Source organism: uncultured Cardiobacterium sp. (genome assembly GCF_938028825.1).
Taxonomy (GTDB): Bacteria; Pseudomonadota; Gammaproteobacteria; order Cardiobacteriales; family Cardiobacteriaceae; genus Cardiobacterium.
Genome location: NZ_CALIZP010000074.1, coordinates 11,362 through 32,809 on the forward strand (window position 1 = coordinate 11,362; position 21,448 = coordinate 32,809).

Annotated in this window: 18 protein-coding genes and 1 CRISPR repeat array (1 of these 19 cut by a window edge); of the genes, 10 read left to right on the plus strand and 8 right to left on the minus strand. The window is 58.9% G+C overall.

Annotated elements, in window-relative coordinates; all coding sequences use genetic code 11:
- A CRISPR array of direct repeats spans window positions 1-1,320; the repeat unit is 36 nt; unit sequence GTCTTAATCCCTTTGGTTCAGGGACGTTTTTTATTC (it extends 1,212 nt beyond the left edge of the window).
- Between the two features lie 393 nt (window positions 1,321-1,713).
- Both Q0562_RS11225 and Q0562_RS11230 read right to left on the minus strand, forming a co-directional pair.
- Entirely contained in the window at window positions 1,714-4,335 is a 2,622-nt protein-coding gene (locus tag Q0562_RS11225; RefSeq protein WP_298644420.1) for an AAA family ATPase, read from the minus strand.
- On the minus strand, window positions 4,332-7,964 hold the full coding sequence (locus Q0562_RS11230) for a UvrD-helicase domain-containing protein (RefSeq protein ID WP_298644422.1): 3,633 nt from the start codon (window positions 7,962-7,964) through the stop codon (window positions 4,332-4,334). The genes Q0562_RS11225 and Q0562_RS11230 overlap by 4 nt, the downstream gene beginning before the upstream one ends.
- Before the next feature lie 46 nt (window positions 7,965-8,010).
- Here Q0562_RS11230 and Q0562_RS11235 point away from each other — a divergent pair, with 46 nt between their 5' ends.
- From Q0562_RS11235 to Q0562_RS11280, 10 genes are all read left to right on the plus strand, one after another.
- Window positions 8,011-9,420 (plus strand): GNAT family N-acetyltransferase, encoded by a 1,410-nt coding sequence (locus Q0562_RS11235; RefSeq protein WP_298644424.1) that lies wholly within the window; start codon window positions 8,011-8,013, stop codon window positions 9,418-9,420.
- A gap of 12 nt (window positions 9,421-9,432) precedes the next feature.
- Complete coding sequence (locus Q0562_RS11240) at window positions 9,433-10,308, plus strand: factor H binding protein domain-containing protein (RefSeq protein WP_298644427.1); 876 nt, start codon at window positions 9,433-9,435, stop codon at window positions 10,306-10,308.
- 3 nt (window positions 10,309-10,311) lie between these two features.
- Entirely contained in the window at window positions 10,312-10,809 is a 498-nt protein-coding gene (locus tag Q0562_RS11245; RefSeq protein WP_298644429.1) for a hypothetical protein, read from the plus strand.
- Between the two features lie 71 nt (window positions 10,810-10,880).
- Window positions 10,881-11,003 carry a hypothetical protein gene (locus Q0562_RS11250; protein WP_298644431.1) on the plus strand — a complete coding sequence of 41 codons (123 nt, stop codon included), beginning with the start codon at window positions 10,881-10,883 and terminating at the stop codon, window positions 11,001-11,003.
- Between the two features lie 37 nt (window positions 11,004-11,040).
- Entirely contained in the window at window positions 11,041-11,718 is a 678-nt protein-coding gene (locus tag Q0562_RS11255) for a transferrin-binding protein-like solute binding protein (RefSeq protein WP_298644433.1), read from the plus strand.
- 95 nt (window positions 11,719-11,813) lie between these two features.
- The gene (locus Q0562_RS11260; RefSeq protein WP_298644434.1) at window positions 11,814-12,389 is read left to right on the plus strand and encodes a TerD family protein; all 576 of its coding nucleotides are present in this window, start codon (window positions 11,814-11,816) and stop codon (window positions 12,387-12,389) included.
- Between the two features lie 74 nt (window positions 12,390-12,463).
- Entirely contained in the window at window positions 12,464-13,150 is a 687-nt protein-coding gene (locus tag Q0562_RS11265) for a TIGR00266 family protein (RefSeq protein WP_298644436.1), read from the plus strand.
- A gap of 140 nt (window positions 13,151-13,290) precedes the next feature.
- On the plus strand, window positions 13,291-13,443 hold the full coding sequence (locus Q0562_RS11270) for a hypothetical protein (RefSeq protein WP_298644438.1): 153 nt from the start codon (window positions 13,291-13,293) through the stop codon (window positions 13,441-13,443).
- A 2-nt stretch (window positions 13,444-13,445) separates the two neighbouring features.
- On the plus strand, window positions 13,446-13,730 hold the full coding sequence (locus Q0562_RS11275) for a hypothetical protein (RefSeq protein ID WP_298644440.1): 285 nt from the start codon (window positions 13,446-13,448) through the stop codon (window positions 13,728-13,730).
- A 20-nt stretch (window positions 13,731-13,750) separates the two neighbouring features.
- A complete protein-coding gene (locus tag Q0562_RS11280) occupies window positions 13,751-15,160 on the plus strand; it encodes a basic amino acid/polyamine antiporter (protein ID WP_298644442.1) in 1,410 nt (469 codons plus the stop codon).
- Window positions 15,161-15,848: 688 nt separating this feature from the next.
- Here Q0562_RS11280 and Q0562_RS11285 read toward each other — a convergent pair.
- From Q0562_RS11285 to Q0562_RS11310, 6 genes are all read right to left on the minus strand, one after another.
- On the minus strand, window positions 15,849-16,499 hold the full coding sequence (locus tag Q0562_RS11285) for a hypothetical protein (RefSeq protein WP_298644444.1): 651 nt from the start codon (window positions 16,497-16,499) through the stop codon (window positions 15,849-15,851).
- Window positions 16,500-16,832: 333 nt separating this feature from the next.
- Entirely contained in the window at window positions 16,833-16,997 is a 165-nt protein-coding gene (locus Q0562_RS11290; RefSeq protein ID WP_298644447.1) for a hypothetical protein, read from the minus strand.
- A 272-nt stretch (window positions 16,998-17,269) separates the two neighbouring features.
- The gene (locus tag Q0562_RS11295) at window positions 17,270-17,887 is read right to left on the minus strand and encodes a hypothetical protein (protein ID WP_298644449.1); all 618 of its coding nucleotides are present in this window, start codon (window positions 17,885-17,887) and stop codon (window positions 17,270-17,272) included.
- Between the two features lie 630 nt (window positions 17,888-18,517).
- Window positions 18,518-19,588: a hypothetical protein gene (locus Q0562_RS11300; RefSeq protein WP_298644450.1), complete on the minus strand. Its 1,071-nt coding sequence runs from the start codon at window positions 19,586-19,588 to the stop codon at window positions 18,518-18,520.
- A 138-nt stretch (window positions 19,589-19,726) separates the two neighbouring features.
- Window positions 19,727-19,966 carry a hypothetical protein gene (locus Q0562_RS11305; RefSeq protein WP_298644452.1) on the minus strand — a complete coding sequence of 80 codons (240 nt, stop codon included), beginning with the start codon at window positions 19,964-19,966 and terminating at the stop codon, window positions 19,727-19,729.
- A 103-nt stretch (window positions 19,967-20,069) separates the two neighbouring features.
- On the minus strand, window positions 20,070-20,966 hold the full coding sequence (locus tag Q0562_RS11310) for a hypothetical protein (RefSeq protein WP_298644453.1): 897 nt from the start codon (window positions 20,964-20,966) through the stop codon (window positions 20,070-20,072).
- Window positions 20,967-21,448: the final 482 nt, after the last annotated feature.

Here is a 21,448-nt window from a genome sequence, read left to right on the forward strand (position 1 = left end):
CAGTAATGCCTTCCCTGTTTCTCTTCTTCTTTCTCGTCTTAATCCCTTTGGTTCAGGGACGTTTTTTATTCAGCCGCGCCGTGGCTAAATAGCTTACTTGTGCCCGTCTTAATCCCTTTGGTTCAGGGACGTTTTTTATTCTGCTAAGATGCACCACAAAGGCCGCCGACCTGAGTCTTAATCCCTTTGGTTCAGGGACGTTTTTTATTCCCAACGGGATAACCCTTGACAAGCATCTTAACACGTCTTAATCCCTTTGGTTCAGGGACGTTTTTTATTCAATACCGCCGGAGCTGGCTCAACCGACAGCTCAAGTCTTAATCCCTTTGGTTCAGGGACGTTTTTTATTCAAGGCGGAAATGATTGATGACCTGGCCGTGATTACGTCTTAATCCCTTTGGTTCAGGGACGTTTTTTATTCAAAGGGGGATTTATGATCCCATTAAACGTATTTGGTCTTAATCCCTTTGGTTCAGGGACGTTTTTTATTCCAGAATAATCCGTGCCGACCGTCCACGTCGCTAAGTCTTAATCCCTTTGGTTCAGGGACGTTTTTTATTCCCCGCGCGGAGTGGCAGGCAGTGGCGCCTGACGTCTTAATCCCTTTGGTTCAGGGACGTTTTTTATTCTTGAAGAATTGCGCGAAAAACGCGCAATTCTTCGTCTTAATCCCTTTGGTTCAGGGACGTTTTTTATTCATGGATTGGCGGCGATTAAGAATTTAATTGTTGTCTTAATCCCTTTGGTTCAGGGACGTTTTTTATTCCAAATCCGCCCTGCAATTTAGGGCGAAGAACGAGTCTTAATCCCTTTGGTTCAGGGACGTTTTTTATTCGCCTGCCCGTGCAGCGCCTCGCGCACGACAAGTGTCTTAATCCCTTTGGTTCAGGGACGTTTTTTATTCGGAATGAAAGGCTGCGTGCATACGGTGAAAATCGTCTTAATCCCTTTGGTCCAGGGACGTTTTTTATTCGACGTGTGCGGTTGAGATGGTGATACCGCGCGGTCTTAATCCCTTTGGTTCAGGGACGTTTTTTATTCTTTGACTTGTTTTTGATAAAGAAGAATATTGGTAGTCTTAATCCCTTTGGTTCAGGGACGTTTTTTATTCACCATCCGGCATGGCGGGCATACCACCATCATCCTGTCTTAATCCCTTTGGTTCAGGGACGTTTTTTATTCCTACGACCACCTCTTTGACGGGCCAAGCGTCGCGTCTTAATCCCTTTGGTTCAGGGACGTTTTTTATTCCGCATCTTGCCACCATACCCGCCCCGATGCTGCGTCTTAATCCCTTTGGTTCAGGGACGTTTTTTATTCCGTGGGATCTGTTTTTCCTCTTTTGTCTCAATGGTTTGAAATGGTTCTTTCCAGGTTTTGGTGTTGTGGGAAAGCTGTTGCATTTTTACCACGTTGGTTGGTTTTGGGCCACTTGCCGGTTGTGGGTTTGGCTTTTTCCGGCACGGATGTTTTGGGGTGAGGCGGTTGCCGATTGGCGGGCAAGAGGTTTTGTGGTTTTTATGGGCATTTTTATGTGGCGCGTCTTTTCGGCTTGGAGTCCTATGTTTTGTATCCCTTTGCGGCAGGGTTTTTCTGTTGTTAGAGATCGGTTTTTGGCTATTTTATGGCGGTTTTTTTATGAATGCCATTTTTATGTGGTTTGTTTTTTGCGCTTTGTTGTCTGTTTTGTGCCCGGTCATCGGGATTGTTTGTTTATGTGGTGTGTGCCGTGTCCGTCAGGCGGCTGAGGTGCCAGGCGAGGCCGGTGGTGCGGGCGGTCGGGGTGTCGGCGGCGCGGGCGAGGGTGGCGGCGTCGGCGTAGAGGTCGAGCGCGCCTTTGCTGCGGGTGATGCCGGTATAGAGGAGTTCGCGGCTGAGGAGGCGTTCGCTGTGCGCGTCCAGCGCCAGGGCGACGCGCGCATATTCGGAGCCTTGTGATTTGTGGATGGTGAGGGCGTAGGCGTCGGCGAGGTTGGCGGGGTTCAAGCGGGCGAGCGGTACGGCGTCGCGGCCGGGCAGGTGCAGTTGCAGGCCGTGCGGGCTGTCGAGGCAGATGCCGGTGTCGCCGTTGTAGAGTTGCCGGCGGTGGTCGTTGGCGAGGATCATCAGCGGCAGGCCGTGGTAGTGGTTGTGCGCGGTGTCGATGTGGTGCGCGCGCTGGTGCAGCAGGCGCAGCGCGGCGTTGATGCGGATAGTGCCGAGCGCGCCGTGATGCCCCGCGCAGAGGATGCGGTATTGGTCGTAGGCGGCGAGCAGCGCCTGCGGGTCGGCGTCGGGGTTTTGCAGCAGGGCGAGGTAGGCGCGGTAGGGGGCGAGGAGGGCGCGGTAGGTGTCGGCGTCGGGCGCGGGGTGCCAGTGGATGGGCGGTGTTTGTGCGCTGTGGTTGGGGGGATTGTCTGCCGCTATCCCGCTGCGCGGGACACCCTCACCCCAACCCTCTCCCGCAAGCGGGGGAGGGGGTGCTTTCGGCGGGGTATCGCGCTTTGGTGCTTTGTCATGGCGGGAAGGGGGATTGTCTGCCGTCATCCCGCTGCGCGGGATACCCCCACCCCAGCCCTCCCCCGCAAGCGGGGGAGGGGGGGCTTTCGGTGGAGTGTTGTGTTCAAAGGTTGTATCGGAGCTGGTGCTGTATTTGGTGTGTTCTGTCGCTGGCGCGATTTGTCCAACCCTCTCCCCAAACCCCTCCCCCACAGGGGGAGGGGCTTTGTTGCCGCCTGCGGCGAGTTCGTTCAGGTTTTCTTCGCTGTGGTTGGGGGGATTGTCTGCCGTTATCCCGCTGCGCGGGGCACACTCTCCCCAACCCTCCCCCGCAAGCGGGGGAAGGGGTGCTTTCGGCGCGGTGTTGCGCTTTGGTGCTTCGTCATGGCGGGAAGGGGGGGTATCCGCCGTCATCGCCACGGGGGGAGGGGCTTTGCTGTCGTGTATGGCGAGTTCGTGGAGGGCGGTGATGAAGCGGGCACCGCGTTCTCCGCCGCTGCCGAGGATGGCGGCGAGTCGGCCGATGCCGCTGTCGGCGCTGAAGCGGGCGCTGTCGCGCAGGGTGATGCGCCGCGTTTGCAGGGCGGGGTGGTGGCTGAGGTCGTGCAGGATGGCGCCGGGTTCGACGGCGGCGAGCTGGTCGGCGTCGCCCAGGAGGATGAGGCGGGTGGCGGGGGCGGTCGCGGCGAAGAGGGCGGCGGCGAGTTCGAGGGAGAGCATGGAGGCTTCGTCGATGATGATGTCGTCGTAGGGCAGGTGGCGCGCGGCGTGGTATTGGGGGATGCCGTCCGTGCCGATGCCGAGCAGGCGGTGCAGGGTGCGGGCGCGGCCTGTCGCGCGGCGGATGGCGTCTTGGGCGCTGGCGGGCAGGGCGGCGGTTGCGCGCGCGAGGCTTTCTTCCATGCGGTTTGCGGCTTTGCCGGTCGGCGCGGCCAGCGCGATGCGGCGCGCGGGGTGCGCGCGCAGTTCGGCGGCGATGAGGTGGGCGAGGGTGTGGGTTTTGCCGGTGCCGGGGCCGCCGTTGATGAGGGTGAGGCGGCCGTGGCGGGCGAGGGCGACGGCGGCTTGTTGTTCGGGGCGCAGGCCGGGGTCGGCAGCGGTTGCGGCGGCGGGCGGGGGGAGGTCGTCGAGGCGGGCGTGGATGGCGGCGGCGAGGCGCGCTTCGTTGTGGTAGTTGCGGTAGTACCAGAGGTGCGCGCCGTGACGCACCAGCGGGGTGGGGCGGCTGCCGTCGCCGATGAGGTTGTGCGCGGCGAGGGCGGCGAGGGTGGTTTCGGTTAGTGATTGTGCTTCGTCGCCGTCGTTTTTTTGTGTGGGGGGGGATGTTTTTTCTAACCCTCTCCCCAACCCCTCCCCTACGGGGGGAGGGGCTTTTGCTGCGGCGCTGTTGAAGGTGTCGTGGGTGTTGTCAGGCTGCGGCGGGTATTCCCCTCCTCCGTCGCTGCGCGACACCGTCCGGGTCGCCGCAAAAACGCTTGTGTTTTTATGGGGCGCGGCCCCCCGCAAGCGGGAGGAGGGATTTTTTAACTCTTTCTCGCTAATGTGGGCTGTGTCAGTAGACAGGTTTTTTTTCGCTGTATGCGGCGGGTTTGTTTGCTGCCCCCACCCCAACCCCTCCCCCACGAGGGGAGGGGCTTTTTGTGCGGCGTTTCCCGCGATCGGAGGGGCTTTTGTTGCGGTGTTTCCTGCGAGTGGCGGGGTTTTTTTTTCTTCCGGTGCTTCGTCGCCGGTGTGGAGGTGGATCAGGGTGTCGCCGTTGTCGTGCGCTTCTTGCAGAGCGGTGAGGAGGGCGGCGAGGCTGTCGCCGTGTCCGGGGCAGCCGTGGCGGGCGGCGAGGTAGTGGGCGAGTGCGTTCATGGGTGGCGGGGGGCGGGTTGGCAAGCGGGTGGGTGGCCGAGTTCGCGGTCAAGCGCGAGGATGAAGCCGGTCGGGTAGCGGTGGCCGAGGCCGCCGCTTGTGCGGTCGGCGCTGTTCACGCCGCGCAGGTAGAGGTATTCGACGCCGCCGAGGTGGGTTTCGGGGTCGTAATCGGACAGGCGTGTTTGCAGCAGGCGGTGCAGCGCGACCTGGTAGATGGCCGCTTGCAGCCAGTAGTGGTGGTCGTCCATCGCCTGTTTGAGCGCGGCGGCGTTGTAGGCGGCGGGGCTGTCGCCGAGGTGGTTGGATTTGTAGTCGAGGATGTAGTAGCGGTTTTCGTGCTGGTAGAGGTGGTCGATTTCGCCGCGCAGGTAGCGGTAGTGTTTGTAGTTTTTTTTGAGGCCGAGCGGGAGGCCGCAGGCGGTGAAGAGGGCGTCGATGCGGTCGATGTTGGCAGGGTCGCGGTCGTCGAGGGCGAGGCTGAAGCCGTATTCGCTGCGGCAGGCGCCGCGTTTGCTGGCCGCGAGGCTGATGCCGCTTTGCGGGCAGCGTGCGGCGTAGATGTCCGCCAGCCATTGTTCGCAGGCGCTGAGGCCGGCGTCATCTAGCGGGATTTGCCATTCGGCGGCGTGGCGGCTGAGGGTTTGCCGCCAGGCGGCGCGGCGGTCGCCGTGGGTGTGTTCGAGGATGGCGTGCAGGTAGCTGCCCGCCGCCGGGCCGCGCGGGAAGGTGTAGCGGATGTCAGCGTCGTCAGAGGTGGGCTCCGCTGCGCTGTCGCGCGGTTCGGCGATGGCGTAGTCGGCGAGGTCGATGGCGGTGTGGTTGTCGGTGTCGCGGCTGAGGGCGGTAAAGCTGGTGCGCTGCCAGCCGTAGTAGTGTTTGCGCGGCCAGGGTTCAGCTTCTCCGTTTGGCGCGGCGGCGGGTGTGTCTGCGGCGGCGGGCAGAACGCGTTCGTGCTGGCTGAGGGTGGCGTCTGCCGGCAGTTCCCGGCTGTGCGGGCTTTCTGTCTGGCTTTGGTAGAGGGCTTCGCTGGGTTTGGCGGGGTTTTTGCTGCGTTTGGCGATGATGAGCAGGTCTTCGGCGCGGGTGATGCCGACGTAGTGCAGGCGGCGGTTTTCTTCGTCTTCGTAGCGGTCGTTTTCTTGTTGGGCGGCGTCTTCGGGTTTGCAGGGGCTGAGGCTGAGGCGGCCGTCTGCGCGCACGGGGTAGAGACGGACGCCGCTGTCGCGGTTGCCGCCTTTGTTGCTGCCGCCGGGGGCGAGGATGACGATGGGCGCTTGCAGGCCTTTGGCTTTGTGGATGGTGAGGAGGCGGACGGCGTCGCTGCCGGGCAGGGGCGGCACGATGGCCCAGTCCGCCTGGGGCGGGTCGGCGAGTTGGCGCTGCCACCAGCGGCTGTAATGGGCGGGGTTTTGTTCGGGCGGGCGTTCGGCCAGCAGTTGCTGGATGTGGCGCAGGTCAAGGAGGTGGCGGTGGTTGTCGGGGTAGGGCGCGGCGGCGAGGGTTTGCCAGATGCTGTGTTTGGGGTGGTCGAGCAGCGGGCCGAGGGCGGCGAGGAGGCCGTTTGTCTGCCATTGGGCGCGGGCGCGGTTCAGGGCGGCGCGCAGGTCGGCGAGGGTGTATTCGTCTGCCGCTGCTTCGTTTTCGCCTTGTTCGATGGCGGCGAGGTGGTCGAGGTCGGCCTGGGTTTTGTTGTAGTAGGGGCCGGAGAGGAGGCGGTTGTGGTGGGCGCTGTTTTCGGGGTCGCGGATGGCGGCGAGCAGGTCGGCGAAGGCGCGGGCGACGCTGCCGGTAAAGAGGTTTTGTTCGTGCTGGAGTTCGCTGTCGATGCCGTGCCGGTGCAGTTTTTGTTGCAGGGTGACGAGGCCGTTGTTGCTGCGCATGAGGATTTGGATGTCGCGCGGGCGGATGCGGCTCAGGCTGCCGTCGTCGTTGCGTCGCGCGTAGGGTGAGGTTGCGGCGAGCAGTTGTGCGGTGAGGGCGGCGATTTTGTCGGTTTCTTCGTCCCGGTTCTGGCCGCTGTCCATCCAGATGAGGGGGGCGGCGATGGGGTTGCCGTGGTGGTCAACGATGCGGTTTTTCAGGTTGGCGGCGCTGGCGGGGTGGTAGTGGATGTTGTCGCCGAGGCGGTCGTTGTCGTTATGGGTGTAGTGTTCGTTGTGCGCGGCGATGAGGTTGGCGGCGCTGCGGTGGTTGGTGAGGAGCTGGTGGCGGTCGGCGGGGGCGATGTGCTGTTTGAGGCGGTTGTAGTTGGCGACGTCGCCGCCGCGAAAGCCGTAGATGGCTTGTTTGGGGTCGCCGACGAGGAGGAGGAAGCTGCGCGGCGGCGCGGTGTCCTCGCGCAGGTAGGTGTTTTCGAGCAGGCGCGCCTGGTCGTGGTTGAGGTCCTGGGATTCGTCCACCAGCATGACGGGGTAGCGGTGGGTGAGGTAGCGGGCGAGTGCGGCACCGTGCGGGCCTTCCAGGGCGCGGTTCAGGCGGGTGATTTTGTCGTTGAAGGTGGTTTCGCCGCGCTGTTCGCGGGCGGCGGGCAGTTCGGCGCGGACGCGGTCGAGCAGGGCGGCGGTGGCGGCGGCGTCGAGGGTGTCGTGGTCGTGGCGGTGGGCGAGGGCGGCGCGCAGGGCGGTGGTGAGCGGGTGGTCGTGGTAGCGGGCGGCGAGGGCGTCGTGGCCTTTGTTGAATTTGGGATCGAGGATGCCGGCGGCGAGGGCGGTGCAGGCGTCATCCGGCGGGCGGTTGTCGCGCAGGGCGGCGATGAGTGCGGGCAGGGCGGCGCGGTGTTTTTTCCAGGCGGCGTCTTTGCGGGTGGCGGCAAGGAGTGCGTCGCTGTCGGTGAGCGCCTGCCAGTCGGCAATCACGGCGGGGTCGAGGCCGTGCAGGGCGGCACGGGCGGCGGCTCCGCTGCCATCGGGCGGGGCAACGGGCGCGATGGCGGCTTCGTTGTAACGGGTCGCGGCAGCGACGGCGCCGAGGTAGGCGTCGCTGTCGTGCAGGCCGCCGCCCGCGATGAGGCAGGCGTATTCGGCGGGGTGGGCGGCGGCGAGTTCGTGGCGGATGCGGCGCAGGTGGTCGTGGATGGTGTCGAGGTCGGCGCTGCTGTGTTCGTTGATGTGCAGGTGTTCGTCGCTGCCGGTTTCCAGTGCGTTTTCGATGAGCCAGCGCTGGCAGATGCTGTCGAGGGTGCCGATGGTGAGTTCGTCCAGGGCGATGCGGGTGTCTTCGATGCGGCGGTAGAGGTGGATGAGGCCGTCCAGGCCGCGTTCGCGCACGGGGGCGAGGATGAGGTGGCGGTTGATGGGGTCGGTTTCGCCCGCGCGGTCAAGCTGTGCCCCGAGGCGGGCTGCGAGGGCGTCGTCGTCATCCAGCAGGGTTTGATCCGTCAGGTAGGCGTCGACGATGTTTTTGAGGCGCTCGCGCAGGGTGTCCAGGCGGTCGCGCACGCGGTGCTGCATTTCGGCGGCGGCTTTGCGGGTGAAGGTGGTGGCGATGATGTCGCGCGGGGCGGTGGCGGTTTCGAGCAGCAGGCGCAAGATGATGCCGGTGAGCGTCCAGGTTTTGCCGGTGCCGGCGGAGGCTTCGATGAGGGCGCGGCCACGCAGGGGCAGGGTGAGGGCAGGAGGGGTGTTCATAGGGGCGGGATGATAGCATTACGGTACGTGGTTTTTGGGAGGTGTTATGCGGCGTTTGCATCTGGTGGCGGCGGGGGATTTGCCCGCAAGCGGGGTGTTCGGGCGGGATGTGCCGCTGCGCGATTTTCGCCGTTATTTGGGACAGTCGCGCGCGGGGCTGGCGTATGACGCCACGGGTGGGCTTTTCCCCAATGCCTTTGCCGCGCTGGCGGGGACGGTCGCGGACGGGCACGATGCGCTGCTGTTTTTGCCGCCCGCTTACCCGGACGGCGACCCGGATCACCGCCGCCTGCTCGATTTTGGCGTCCCGTCCGATGGTTGCGCGGATTTTTTTAATGCCCGCCTGCGCCGTTTTGCCGCCGACGGGGCAGGCGCGGCGGATGTCGCGCCGCAGGCGGAGGCGGTGGCCTTCACCGAGGCACCGCAGGTGTTCGTCGGGCGGCGCGGGCGCGGCAAGTCGTCGCGGCTGGCGGCGAAGGCGCGCTGGCTGGGGGCGGACCAGCGGCTGCTGGTGGTGGCACCGTTTCGCAGCAATCTCACCCGCTTGCAGCCGTTGCTGGCGGGGATGGCGAACGTGTTTTTCCTCGCGCCCGATGATGCGCTCTTCCGCGCGCCGCAGGCGGATTTTCTGCTGGTCGATGAAGCCTCCGCCGTGCCGCCCGCGCAGCTTCTGGCGCTGACGGCGCGTTTCCCGCGTTATACGCTTGCCGCCAGCGAGGACGGCTATGAGGGGCACGGGCGGGTGTTTTCCTTGCAGGTGTTGCCGCAGCTGGTCGCGCGCGATGGCGCGGCGGTGGTTGTCGAGCGGCAGGCGTGGCGTTTCGCACATGGCGACGCGCTGGAAACGGCGCTGGATGCGGCGTTTTTGTTGCAACCGCTGTTGGGCGGAGCGCCCGCAGCGTGGGCGGTGCGGCAGGTCGGGCGGGCGGCACTCGCTAGTGATGAGGCGTTGTTGCAGGCGGTGTTCGCCCTGCTTTTCGCCGCGCATTACCGCACCACGCCGGAGGATTTGAAGCGGCTGCTGGATGTGCCGCAGCAGATGCTGTTCGTCGCCGCCGACGGCGCGCGGGTGGCGGGGGTGCTGTCCATCCTGCTGGAATCGCCGCTGCCGCCCGCGCTCGCGGCAGCGGTGCTGCGCGGCGAACGGCGGCCGCAGGGACGGCTGCTGTTGCAGCAGTTGCTCGTGCATTTGCAGGACGCGCGCCTGAACCGCCCCTGGGCGCGCATCAGCCGCATCGCCGTGCACCCCGCCCTGCGGCGGCAAGGCGTCGCCACGGCCTTGCTGCACGCGGCGCAAGCGGCCTGCCCCGCGCCGCTGGGGGTGAGTTACGGCCACAGCGCGGAACTGGCGGCGTTCTGGCAGGCGCTGGGTTTCCGCGAAGTGTGGCGGGCGGCGGCGGGACGCGGCCTGCGCCCGACGAGCCTGCGTCTGTGCGCTACAATGAGGCTTTCGTAATCAGGAGGTTTTATGCGTTTCCTCAACGGCTTATGCGCGCTCACGTCCGCCCTGCTGCTCGCCGCCTGCGGCGGCAGCGATGTCGCCGTCTCCATCAACGGCCCCGGCTTCACCGTCAACACCTACCACAACGGCTGGCAGCGCAACAACAATAATAACGGCGGCAATATCGGCAGCGGTGCCTTCGTGCCGCCCGGCAATATCGGCGGCGACGGCAGAGCCGCACCGCAAACGGCAAGCTGGCGCCGCCTGAACGGTTTCGCCGCCACCACCGCGCGCACCGACGGCGACGGCGTGATGCGCTACTTCCCGGAAAGCAACGTCTGCCGCAGCTGCATCCCCGCCGCCGACCGCGACAACGCCTATTACTTCAACGGCGGCAGCGGTGCCTTCCGCGCGCAGACACGCGGCGGTGCGGCACTGCTCTACCGCAATCTCTCCTACGCCACCTTCGGCAGCTACCATGCGGACGGCGACCGCTACCGCCATTTCCATGTGCTGCAACCGACGCCCGCCGTCGCCCTGCCACGCAGCGGCACGGCGGCTTACAGCGGCAACGTCATCTACCGCGATGCCGAAGACGGGCAAATCCGCCTCGCCGTCGATTTCGGCAGCCGCGCGGTCAGCGGCAACGTGCGCGGCCTCTCGGCGGTCGGCGGGCAGCCGCTCGACGTGCAGGGCACCATTGCCGGAAGCAGCATCAACGGCAATGTCCACTACAACGACCGCAGCCTGGAAAAATCCGTGCCGTACAGCGGCGGTATCCTCGATGCTACCTTTGCCGGGCCGAATGCGCAGCACGTCGTCGGGCAGTTCAGCCTGCCCGCCGCCGTTAACCGCCCGCTTTATCCCGACACCACCGCCGTCTTCGGCGCCAACCGCGAGTAAACCATGAACTATCAGGACACCCTCGACCACCTGCTCGGTCAACTGCAAGACTGCGGCAACGCCGCCCTTGAACGCTTCGCGCGCAAAGTCATCACCGCGCTGGAAACGCAGATTCTCGACGAAGAAATCGCCCAGGAACTCACCATCGAGCAGCCGCACTACCGCCGCCTGCGCCTGCTCGTGCGCGGGCAGGACTGGAACGAACGCCGCATCGGTGCCGAACTCGACAGCCTCGACCAGGTCGCCGCCGTCCTCGGCGACGACTACCCCGCCGACAACGTCGCGCCGAAAAACCTCGCCTTCGCGACCGCGCTCGACTACTGGCGCAACCTGCAAAGCGAACCCACGGCGGCGACCGCCGCCGCCATCGCCGCGCTCTACCTCGACAACGCCGACCACGACGCCACCCCCAGCGCGCCGGTGGATGACGCATGGTCGGCGCATCCGCAGATTGCGCCCGCCGTCGCGCAGATCGAGGCGTGGATTGCGGCGGTGAAATAAGCCCGCATCGCGCCCAAACGCCGCTTCTGTACAATGCGCGCCCTTTTCATCCCAATCCCATAAGGAAACCCGTGAAAAATCAGGCCATCCTCGCCACCCTCACCATCGCCCTGCTCAGTGCCTGCGGCGGCAGCAGCGATAACAACACCGCCGCCGCTGCCATCCGGCCTGCCGATACCCGGCAGCCCGGGTGATAGCACCCTCATCACCCGGCCCGGCAACAACACCCCGGTGGACGGCGGGCAAACGGACAACAGCGCGCTGACCATCACCCCGCGCAGCGGCGAACTCAGCGGCTTTACCTACACCCTGATGACCGGCATCCTCAGCACCCCCATCTCCCGCAGCATCCGCGACCAGGGCAACCTCAGCGTCGGGCAAATCAAACTGCCGACCTTCGCCGCAAACGCACACCAAGGCGGCCTGCTCATCTTCAACGACATCAACGGCAAAGAAGACCTCTCCTACAAGTCCTTCCAGATCAGCGACAACAGCTACCGTTACATCCAGTTCGGCAATCTGGATTTTGGTGAACAACGCATGGCCTTCATGCGCGGCGAGCAGACCACGCAGATGCCGGATAGCGGCAGCGCCACATACAGCGGCGACAGCATCCTCAACTTCCACGACAAGGGCGAACAGTACCTGCGCACCGAGACCGGCACGATGAACGCCCGCGCCGATTTCGCGCAAAAAACCCGCGACTCCGGCGTGAGCACCCCGTCGCACAGCGGCGGCATCACCGGCGCCCACATCAATGACAACGGCTTCCTCGGCGCCGACGAGAAAAAAACCGTCATTGGCGGTAATTTTGCCGGGCCGTTGGCTGAAGAAATCTTCGGCTCTTACAGCCACATCGACCAGGACGGCAGCACCGTATGGGGCGGCTTTGGCGGCAAACGCCAATAACCCCCGCAGAAGCCCGCCCGCCGGCGGGCTTTCCTATATAATCGTGCCCGCAGCAACTGCAAACCCCTTCAAATTCAACACACAGGAGAACCCTTATGGCCATCAGTCTGCAAAAAGGCGGCAACGTCAGCCTGAGCAAAGAAGCCCCCGGCATGCAAAAAATGCTCATCGGCCTCGGCTGGGACGTGCGCGCCACCGACGGTGCCGATTTCGACCTCGACGGCAGTGCCTTCCTCCTCGGCGCGAACGGCAAAGTCCGCAGTGACGCCGATTTCATCTTCTACAACCAGCCGAAATCCGCCGACGGCAGCGTCGTCCATACCGGCGACAACCGCACCGGCGAAGGCGAAGGCGACGATGAAGCCATCATCGTCGAGCTGAACAAAGTCCCGGCAGATGTCGAAAAAATCGCCATCGCCGTTACCATCCACGACGCCGAAGCGCGCGGCCAGAACTTCGGCCAGGTATCCAGCGCCTTCATCCGCTGCGTCAACCAGGACAACAACACCGAAGTCGCCCGCTTCGACCTCTCCGAAGACGCCTCCGTCGAAACCGCGATGATCTTCGGCGAAATCTACCGCCACAACGGCGAGTGGAAATTCAAGGCCATCGGTCAGGGCTTCAAGGGCGGCCTCGGCCCGCTGGCAAAGAACTACGGCGTCAATATCTGAGCCGCTGCTTCTATAATGAAAGCTGCCCCGCCGGGCAGCTTTTTTGCATCCGCCCCCAACGACAAGGACCCCCCATGCCCATATTCACCCCCACCGGGGAACAAGACCCCTTCCTGCACGTCCGCCTGCGCCGTGGCGAAGAAATCTATTGCGAAAGCGACGCCATGGTGATGATGGACCACACCCTCGAACTGCGCGGCAAGATGCAGGGCGGTTTCATGAGTGCGCTGGTGCGCCGCCTCGCCAACGGTGAAAGTTTCTTCCAGCAGCACATCCGCGCCGAACGCGGCGACGGCGACTGCCTGCTCGCCCCGCTCATGCCGGGCGACCTGGAAATCCTCGACATCGGCAAAACCCAGTACAACCTGAACGACGGCGCCTATCTCGCCGCAACCAGCGGTGTCTCCCTCACCGCACGGATGCAGAACATCGGCTCGGCGCTCTTTGCCGGCACCGGCGGCTTCCTCATCGGCCAGACGGCGGGCGAGGGGCAGCTGGTGGTCAACGGCTTCGGCACGCTTTTCACCCTGGATGTCGCGGCGGACAACCCGGTCATCATCGACAACGGCCATGTCGTCGCCTGGGACAGCCGCCTGCACTACGAAATCTCGGTAACCACCGGCAACAGTCGCGGCCTCATCGGCAACCTCGTTAACAGCGTGACGAGTGGCGAAGCGGTGGTGCTCAAATTCAGCGGCAACGGCAAAGTCATCCTCAGTTCGCGCAACCCGACAAGTTTCCGCGCCTGGGCCAAGGCCTGAGGACATACAAAACCTTTCAGGAGAGCAGTATGCACACCATCACCGCACAACAACTGCGCAACAACCCCGATGCCGCGCAACAGGCGGCAGACAATGCCCCCGTCCTCATCACCCGCACCGGGTGACTGCCGCAAGTGCTGATGCGCTACGACGAATATCAACGCATCAGTGGTGAGCGGCGCACCATTGCCGACATCTTGCGCAGCCTCGACCATCCCGATGTCAGCGACATCGAGCCCGACATCCCGCCGCGCAGCAAGGCACAACGCCGCCCCGTGGACTTCGGGGAATGAACGTGTATCTGCCGGATACCGACATCATCAGCGAAACCCGTCGCCCCGAACGCATTGATGCCAATGTGGCGAAATGGTTAAACAAGACGAACTTCGCCAACCGCATCCTGCCCATTGACGCAGCAACCGCTGCCATCTGCGCCCGCCTGCACATTCCCGACCCCGCACCGGAAAACAATGCATGGATTGCGGCCACGGCCATACAGCACGGCCTCATCCCGCTCACCCGCCACACCGGCGATTTCTCCGCTACCGGTATGCGCCTCTCCAACCCCTCCCTTCCCTGAACCTTCCCACAAGGAACCCCATGCAACCCCAAAAAATCGGCCTCACCGCCCTTACCGCCCTCGTCCTCAGCTCCATGATCGGCTCCGGCATCTTCAGCCTGCCGCAGAACATGGCGGAAGTCGCGGGTGCCGAAGCCCTTCTCATCGGCTGGCTCATCACCGGCGTCGGCATCATCGCCCTCGGCCTCTCTTTCTGGTACCTGTCGCGCCTGCGCCCCGATCTTGACGGCGGCATCTACGCCTACGCCCGCGCCGGCTTCGGCGAGCTCGTCGGATTCTTCTCCGCCTGGGGCTACTGGCTCTGCGCCACCATCGGCGTGACCGGCTACCTCGTCGTCGCCTTTGAAGGCATCGGCACCTTCACCGACACACCGGAGCGCATCATCTTCGGCCAGGGCAACACCTTCTACGCCTTCATGGGCGAATCCCTCATCGTCTGGGCGGTCTATTGGCTCGCCTCGCGTGGCGTGAAAGAAGCGGCGGGGGTGAACCTCATCGCCACCATCGTCAAAGTCTTCCCGCTGCTGCTCTTCATCGCCCTCGCCCTGTGGTACTTCAATGGCGCGACCTTCAACACCGATTTCAACGGCGCGACGCTGGGCACCTCCACCCTCACCCAGGTGAAGGGCACCATGCTCATTACCCTGTGGGTCTTCACCGGTGTCGAAGGCGCGGCCATCCTCTCCGCGCACGCGAAAAAGCGCAGCGACGTAGGCCTCGCCACCGTGCTCGGCATCCTCATCGCCCTGGTTCTCTACATTGCTATCACCGTACTGACCCTCGGCATCCTGGCACGCGCGGATATCGCCGCCCTGCCCAATCCCTCCATGGCAGGCGTGCTGCAAGCGATGATGGGCACGGCGGGGAAAATCATCATCACCCTCTGTCTCATCGTCTCCGTGCTCGCCTCCTACCTGAGCTGGATCCTCTACTCGATGGAAGTGCCCTACTACGGTGCCCAATACGGCGCCTTCCCCAAAACCCTCCTCGCGCAAAACGCGCGCGGTGTGCCGCACCACTCGCTGCTTTTCTCCTGCCTGACCATCCAGGCCTGCCTGCTGCTGGTGCGGCTGACCGGCGAGAGTTACAACACCCTGCTGAAAATCTCGACCTCGATGATCCTCGTGCCCTACCTGCTGATTGGTGCCTACCTGCTGAAACTCGCCTGGCGCGAACGCCTCGCCCTGCGCATCCGCATCACCGCCGTGCTCGCCACCCTCTACGCGCTGTGGATCCTCTACGCGGCGGGCATCGACCACCTGCTGCTCGCGGCACTGCTCTACATCCCCGGCGTCGCCCTCTTCCTCTACGCGCAAACCCGCTTCCTCGGCTACTTCCCGCGCCTGCGCGGCTACGAAAAAGCCATCCTGCTGCTGCTCGCCGTGCTGCTCGTCCCGGCGATACAACAACTGCTGCACACCTCCGGATAAAGACCGCCGCCGGTCGGCGTGGTCGCCGGGGCGCGTAGATGGGCTTTATCCCATCGGGCAGGCTGCGCCTGCTTTTTGGCGTTCTTGGCAAGAACGACGCCAAGCGGCGCCATTACCGGGTCTGCCAAGCGCGTAGGGTGGGATTTAACCCACCGGGCTGCTGCGCCTGCTTTTTGGCGTTCTTGGCAAGAACGGCATCAAGCGACCATAAGTATCTGCCTCGCAAAAAAATCTTTCAGACAACAGCGGATGCCCCCGCCTCCCACAAGCGGGAGGCGGGGCTCCCATGAAAAAATGCCCGCATTTTTTATGGATACCCGGGGAGGCGCGAAGCGGCAGAGGAGGGCAAAAATGCCCGTCTGTCCCGCCGGATGAGATTCGTCCTGCGGACAAACGCCCCTGCCCCTCTCGCACCAGCGGGCGAGGGTTTCCTTTGTTTTTACGGCTACGTCGTCAATGTCGTCAAAGCAGGCGTCGGTCATGCCGCTTCCTGTGCCCCGGCAGATGCAGGACGCCCCCGCCGGCAGGCCGCCAATGCCTTCGCCGTACGTGTCACAGCAGGATTTGCTCTTTGAAGTTCATTGGGGGTCTCCCGTGATGATGGCGGCGGGAGGGATTTTTATCCTATGGCACGCGGATATAAAAAACCCCTCGCCGTTGCCGGAGAGGGGTCGCAGGTTGGCACCGGTTACGGCAGCAGCGGTTTGACCGTCGCCGTATCCGCTGCGGCAAGCGGCAGTTGTTGCAGCGGCGGGGCGGCGAGGTTGTCCGCCGCCGCGCTGCGGGTGTCGAAAGCCGCCATCGCTTCAATCAGGTGCTGCGCCTGGGCGGCAGCGCGTGCATCGCTTGCGGCGGTAGTGCTTTGCGCGCTGCCCGCCGCCGGTATCGCCGTGCCATCCGCCGTACCGGTAGCGCCTTGTGATGAATCGGCACTTGCCGCCTGCGTCGTCAAAGCCTTGACCGGAGCGGCAGCGCGTGCATCGCTTGCGGCGGTAGTGCTTTGTGCGCTGCCCGCCGCCGGTGTCGCCGTGCCATCCGCCGTACCGGTAGCGCCTTGTGGTGAATCGGCACTTGCGGCCTGCGTCGCCAAAGCCTTGACCGGAGCGGCGGCGTCGCCATCGGTTGCGGCTTTTGTTCCGGCGGAAACGGCTTCCGCTTTTACGTTGCCGGACTGCGCAGGGGCGGCAGTATCTGCCGCCGCTTGTGCAGCAACGTTTTCTGCCGTCTGAATCGTCCCGGCAGATGATGCAGGCGCGGCTTCCGCTTTCACGCCATCAGCCGTTTGCGCGGCGGTTTTTTCTTCCGCCACAGGGACGGATGGCAGGCCGTCTTTCAGCAAATTGCGGCTGCGGAGAGCGGCAACATCGTATGAGGCGTCACCGAAGGCAAAGTTGTAGCGGCTGTAGCCGTCGCTGTAGAAATAGTCCTTGACCGTAACCTGGTCTTCGCTGCCGTAAGCCTTGATGTTGAGGTCCCAGCCGTCGTGGTCGAAGACGGCGTTACCCGCTTGCGCGCCTGCAAAGCGCAGGGTGTCGGCCTGCTCGTCTTGGGTGGCATAGTCGCTGACAATGTCCCTGCCGTGCCCGGCGCGGAAGAGGTAGGTGTCGCTTTCGTAGGAACCCCCCCTCAGCTAATCGTTGCCGCTGCAGCATTAACTGCGTCCACGCCTACGCTACACGCCTACGCTAACAGATTTTATGGTAACTTCAGAAGCAGTTTCTTTTTTACCTGTTTTCTCTTCTATGCAAGATGAATCATAGATAATACTTGCTCCAACCATGTTGTTTAGAGCACTGGCTGCTGATCCAACGAGATTAAACAATATTGAAAAGCTCATAGTGTTATTTCCCCATTTTTAATAAAGTAAAATAAACATCATTAAATAATATGATTGAGTATAAATTTATTTTCTTGATCATTGCGTCCCTATCAAATAAATTATCTGCTGGAGCCTTTTGAGAAAAATACAGGCAATATAATAATAAGATAGAAAATCATTATAGATCATAATATGATAAATAAATTTTTATTTTGTACAAATATAGTATTCATATCTAATTTACTTTGTATCGTAGAGGTGATTATAATAATAGAAAATATAGCATTTACCTAATAGCAAATTTTGTGATGTTTTGGTGTGATGTTATTGGTCATATCCAAGGGTTTGTCTAGCATTGAGGACGGAGAAGATGATTTTTCAATAATCGATTTAACAGTATGCACAATATGTCTAGCCTGATTATAGCTAGGCGTAAGCTCAATCTCTCGTTTATTAGCCAAGCGGTCAGTTATAACGATGTGGTAAAAAATCGTTCCTTGGCTGTAGCTACTATCTAAGTAAATATCAATAATATCGTGCCAATAAAGTGTAAGTTTTTTCTTAGCTATAAAATGCAACCCATCACAATATATAGAAAAGTATTTATTAGGATTCTCAATATTATATAGATTCAAATGTATATGCCCTATAAGAGAGAGTATCTTGATAGAAGCATATATAATAATGGCAACAGATAGAGGATAAGTATATGTGAACAAACGATCGGGCGCATCATCCCACTTATCCCACCACGCAAGCATTGAAAATGGCAACTCAGGCAAACATATTGCGACAGGGATGGTGGCGGCCCAAATTATGGCAATAGCTGTGTATAAATGCCCATTGTGAACATAATCTTCGTAATAATCAAAAGTGGCAATATTTATTCTTTGAGCGGGAGGTAACACAAATGACGATGCTCTTATAAATCGTTGGGCATAGGCAATAATGGCTGTGTAATCATTATGTTCAAGACGGCTATTGCGGTAAGTGCAAGGCGTACCATGACGCGGCTCAATATATAGACAGCGAGGATGTCGGGCAATCCCTATATTCTTGAGTTCGTACCAACGCCACTGATACCGGATTCAACCAAAAGAATCGTAACAGGTAAGTCCCTGAGGAGAGCAAATCACTCGAGGTTTGGGGGAATATGCCAATGACAGGCGGGAATGATACCGACACGCGTAGCCTCCCCAAGCAATCCACAGTGGGAACCAAAACCCAAAGTAGGGAGCGAGAATAATTCCAAGGAATTCGTTATACATCAAAGTCATCATGGCGACCCCGGCGGTAAGCCAAAACAATTGACCTCTTTCGGTTAACGTACTCCCCCCCCATCCGCGGACAAGCGGATTTTGTATGCTGGGTTGAAAACGATTGATAACTGAACGAGACATAATATTCATTTCCGTAGTAGGTGAGGCTTCTAGAGTTTGTAGATGAGTTATTTTCTCTTCATAATCATAATATCTCTGTGGCATAAGTGCGATATTTTGTGTACTTGATGTTGAAATCCATGTATAAACTCTACCCTCCTAATCCCAGCTTGTAAAGTCGCACATCCTGCTTCTTTTTGCTGTCGATTGAATACGTGACATCTTGCTGTTTTTCAAAAATAAAATATGGATGGCTGCTGATGTTTTTCGACTTGGCTGAAGGATGTTGCTTGGTGGCAGAAAGGCAATTCCCACACAGGATCTGTTTGTGACGCAGTGCCAGTTGTTCTTCTTTGGTTGCCGCGTTTTTGTACTGCTGCAACACTTCCGCCGGTTCGGAGGATTGGGCGGCGGCTTCGCGCAGGTCGCGCACTCTGCCACTGCCGCCCGAGGTTGACCTCGCGACGTTGGGCATCGGTCAGTTCGATGCGGTCGCTGAAACGGCTGTGGAAACGGTCGGCGGCAAGCTGCAAATCGCCCATAAGCATGCTCGTTGCCGTCTGCGTCGGTGTAGCTGCCGACCTCGGCCAGCGTATTGCCGTTACCCAGGTTTTGGTCGGCATTTTTATAGGCGAGGTTAAGTGACTGCATGCGCACGTCCGCAAGGGAAGAAATTTCGCCCTCTTCGCTGATGCCGTTGTGATTGAGATCGCGCCAAACGCCGAGTTTGTCGAAGGCACTGTCGGCGGCATCCACTTTGCCATCGCCGTTTTCATCCAGTTCGGCCAGTGCAGCAAAGCCATGTGCGGCGGTCGAGCCGTCTTTGAGCAGGGTATTGTCGCCAAAGAGTTCGCCGCCGTTGTTGATTTTGCCGTCGCCGTTGCGGTCGTACACCAGAATGCCGTCATTGCCGTGCACCCAGCCGGTAGCGGTGCGGATGCCGAGCCGCTCGTGGTCGAACATCGCGCCGTCATGATCGTTGGCGGCGAGGGTTTCGAGGCCGTTGCCATTCAGGCCGAGGGTGAGGGGGTCGTATTGGAAGAAGATACCGTCGCGATTAATGGTATGTAACCAATTACCATAGTCTGAATTTTCACCCCAAGAATAAGAATATTCCCTATTTCTTCCTAAATCATAAATTTCATCTATAGATCCGAAAGCAGATAAGTCTTTCGGATCAGCATTAGTAAGTGAGCTATTGTATATGCGTCTCCCTAGGCTTTCATTCATCCCAAATTTAGTTGCATTTGTCCCATCATGATGTTTTATATAAATATATTCATCTCGTGTTAAATCTAATTTCTGTTAATCAGATAAGTTATTATAACGATTTGAGTAATCATTTATGTCACCATAGATAGCGGATATTTAATCGTTTGTATTATCTCTATCTAGGTTACTATGCCTATCTTTCCAGTTATTTACATTATATTCGAAAAGTCCTTTTGCTATTGATTTTGAGTCTGAATTTTTAGCATTTTCATTAAAGCTAGATTCAATATATGCTATATTAACAGCTAACTGAATGTCTCTATTAGAGTGACCGTTCTTAATGCCGTATCTAATAATTTTATTTTTAGCACTCTTTTGCTCAGTACTGAGAGCCATGTTTTATCTCCTATTGCAAATAAAATGGAAATCAAAAGCTTTATCCATTCTCTCATATAGATCAGAAGGGAATAACTCTACAAACTTACAATGTTTTTCTTCATCATCTAGTAAATAAGAATAAATAAATAATAGCACTAGCAATGCGTCTTATTTGTTCATTTTCATCAATGCTATTATTTTTATTCTTAATCTTGGTATAACTACTTATCTCTTTATCTAGATGATTAGGTTTTTTCATATAATAGTTATCGTGATTTTTATAACTGATTATTAGATTATTAGAATCATCTTGAAATACTATATTAGCAATTCTGTTGTAAGAGATTTTTCCATAACCAGGAAAATAATAGTCAAGGTATAAAATAGCATACAGATCTTTTGTGTCTGATGCTTGATGAAAATTTACTTCTCCATCTAGAAAATCTAGCACACCTAATATTTCACCATATTTTGTCATAAAATAGGCTGTATTGTGTCTTCCATGATTACTTCCGCAGAAAATAATAGCATCCATTTTATATAGTTTTAAATCTATTAGTGATTTATAATTTATTTTTAACTGACTTATGGCATTATATCCTAGGCATCCTGGGTTTAAGGGGGTCGTATGATATGCTATAGTCTTATTGCTAGCATCCAAAACCATCATAGTATATAGTTCGCTATCATCTATCCCAGAATAATTATCTATTTTGGCATAGATATATTTTCTACTATCAAAAATCATCTCTATATCATTATTATCTCTAGGAGGTGGCAATGGAATATTTTTCCTTGCCAAGTTATTTTGCCTAAAGCGCATTAACATATCCTCTACCAAGATAACTGTCTTGTTAACAGCTTGTCTTATAATTATTTCTTCCTTTTGAAACTGCAGAAATTGCGCAATTCTCTCTATTTGAGGCTTACTGCAAGCCGAGAGTAGGACAGTACTACAAACAAGATACAGAACAAAAAGCAGCAGCTTGCGGATGGTGTTAATGGGCTGGGTTGTCATGCGGCGGCCTTGAATGTTGGTTTTCAGAGAAAGCAACGTGTTGTTGTTTGGGGTTTCTGTTGCTTTTCGAGAAACTATACGTTTCTATTACGGCCTTGTAAAGTGTTTGTAGTGCTATTTTCGGCGCATTTGTGTCATGGCCGGGGGAGGGGTTTTTTGGGTATTGGCGTTTGTCATGCAAACGAATGCCCCTCTCCAAGTGGTGTTGTTCTTGTCCAGAAGGCAAAAAGCAGGCTTGCGCCTGTTCGCCGGACTGAAGCCACCCTACGCGCCCCGGTATTTATGCCGTTTGGCGGGGTTAAACGGTGAGACGGATTTTAATCTGCCGTCTATATTCCGCAATCGGGGTCATGATGGGCCAAGGCCCACCCTACACGCCCCGGTATTTACGCCGTTTGGCGGGTTTTAATCCGCCGCTCTTCGTACACGACAAAAATTCATCGCCCGCCGAAGTAGTGGATATCAATGCTTCGTCAAGCGGC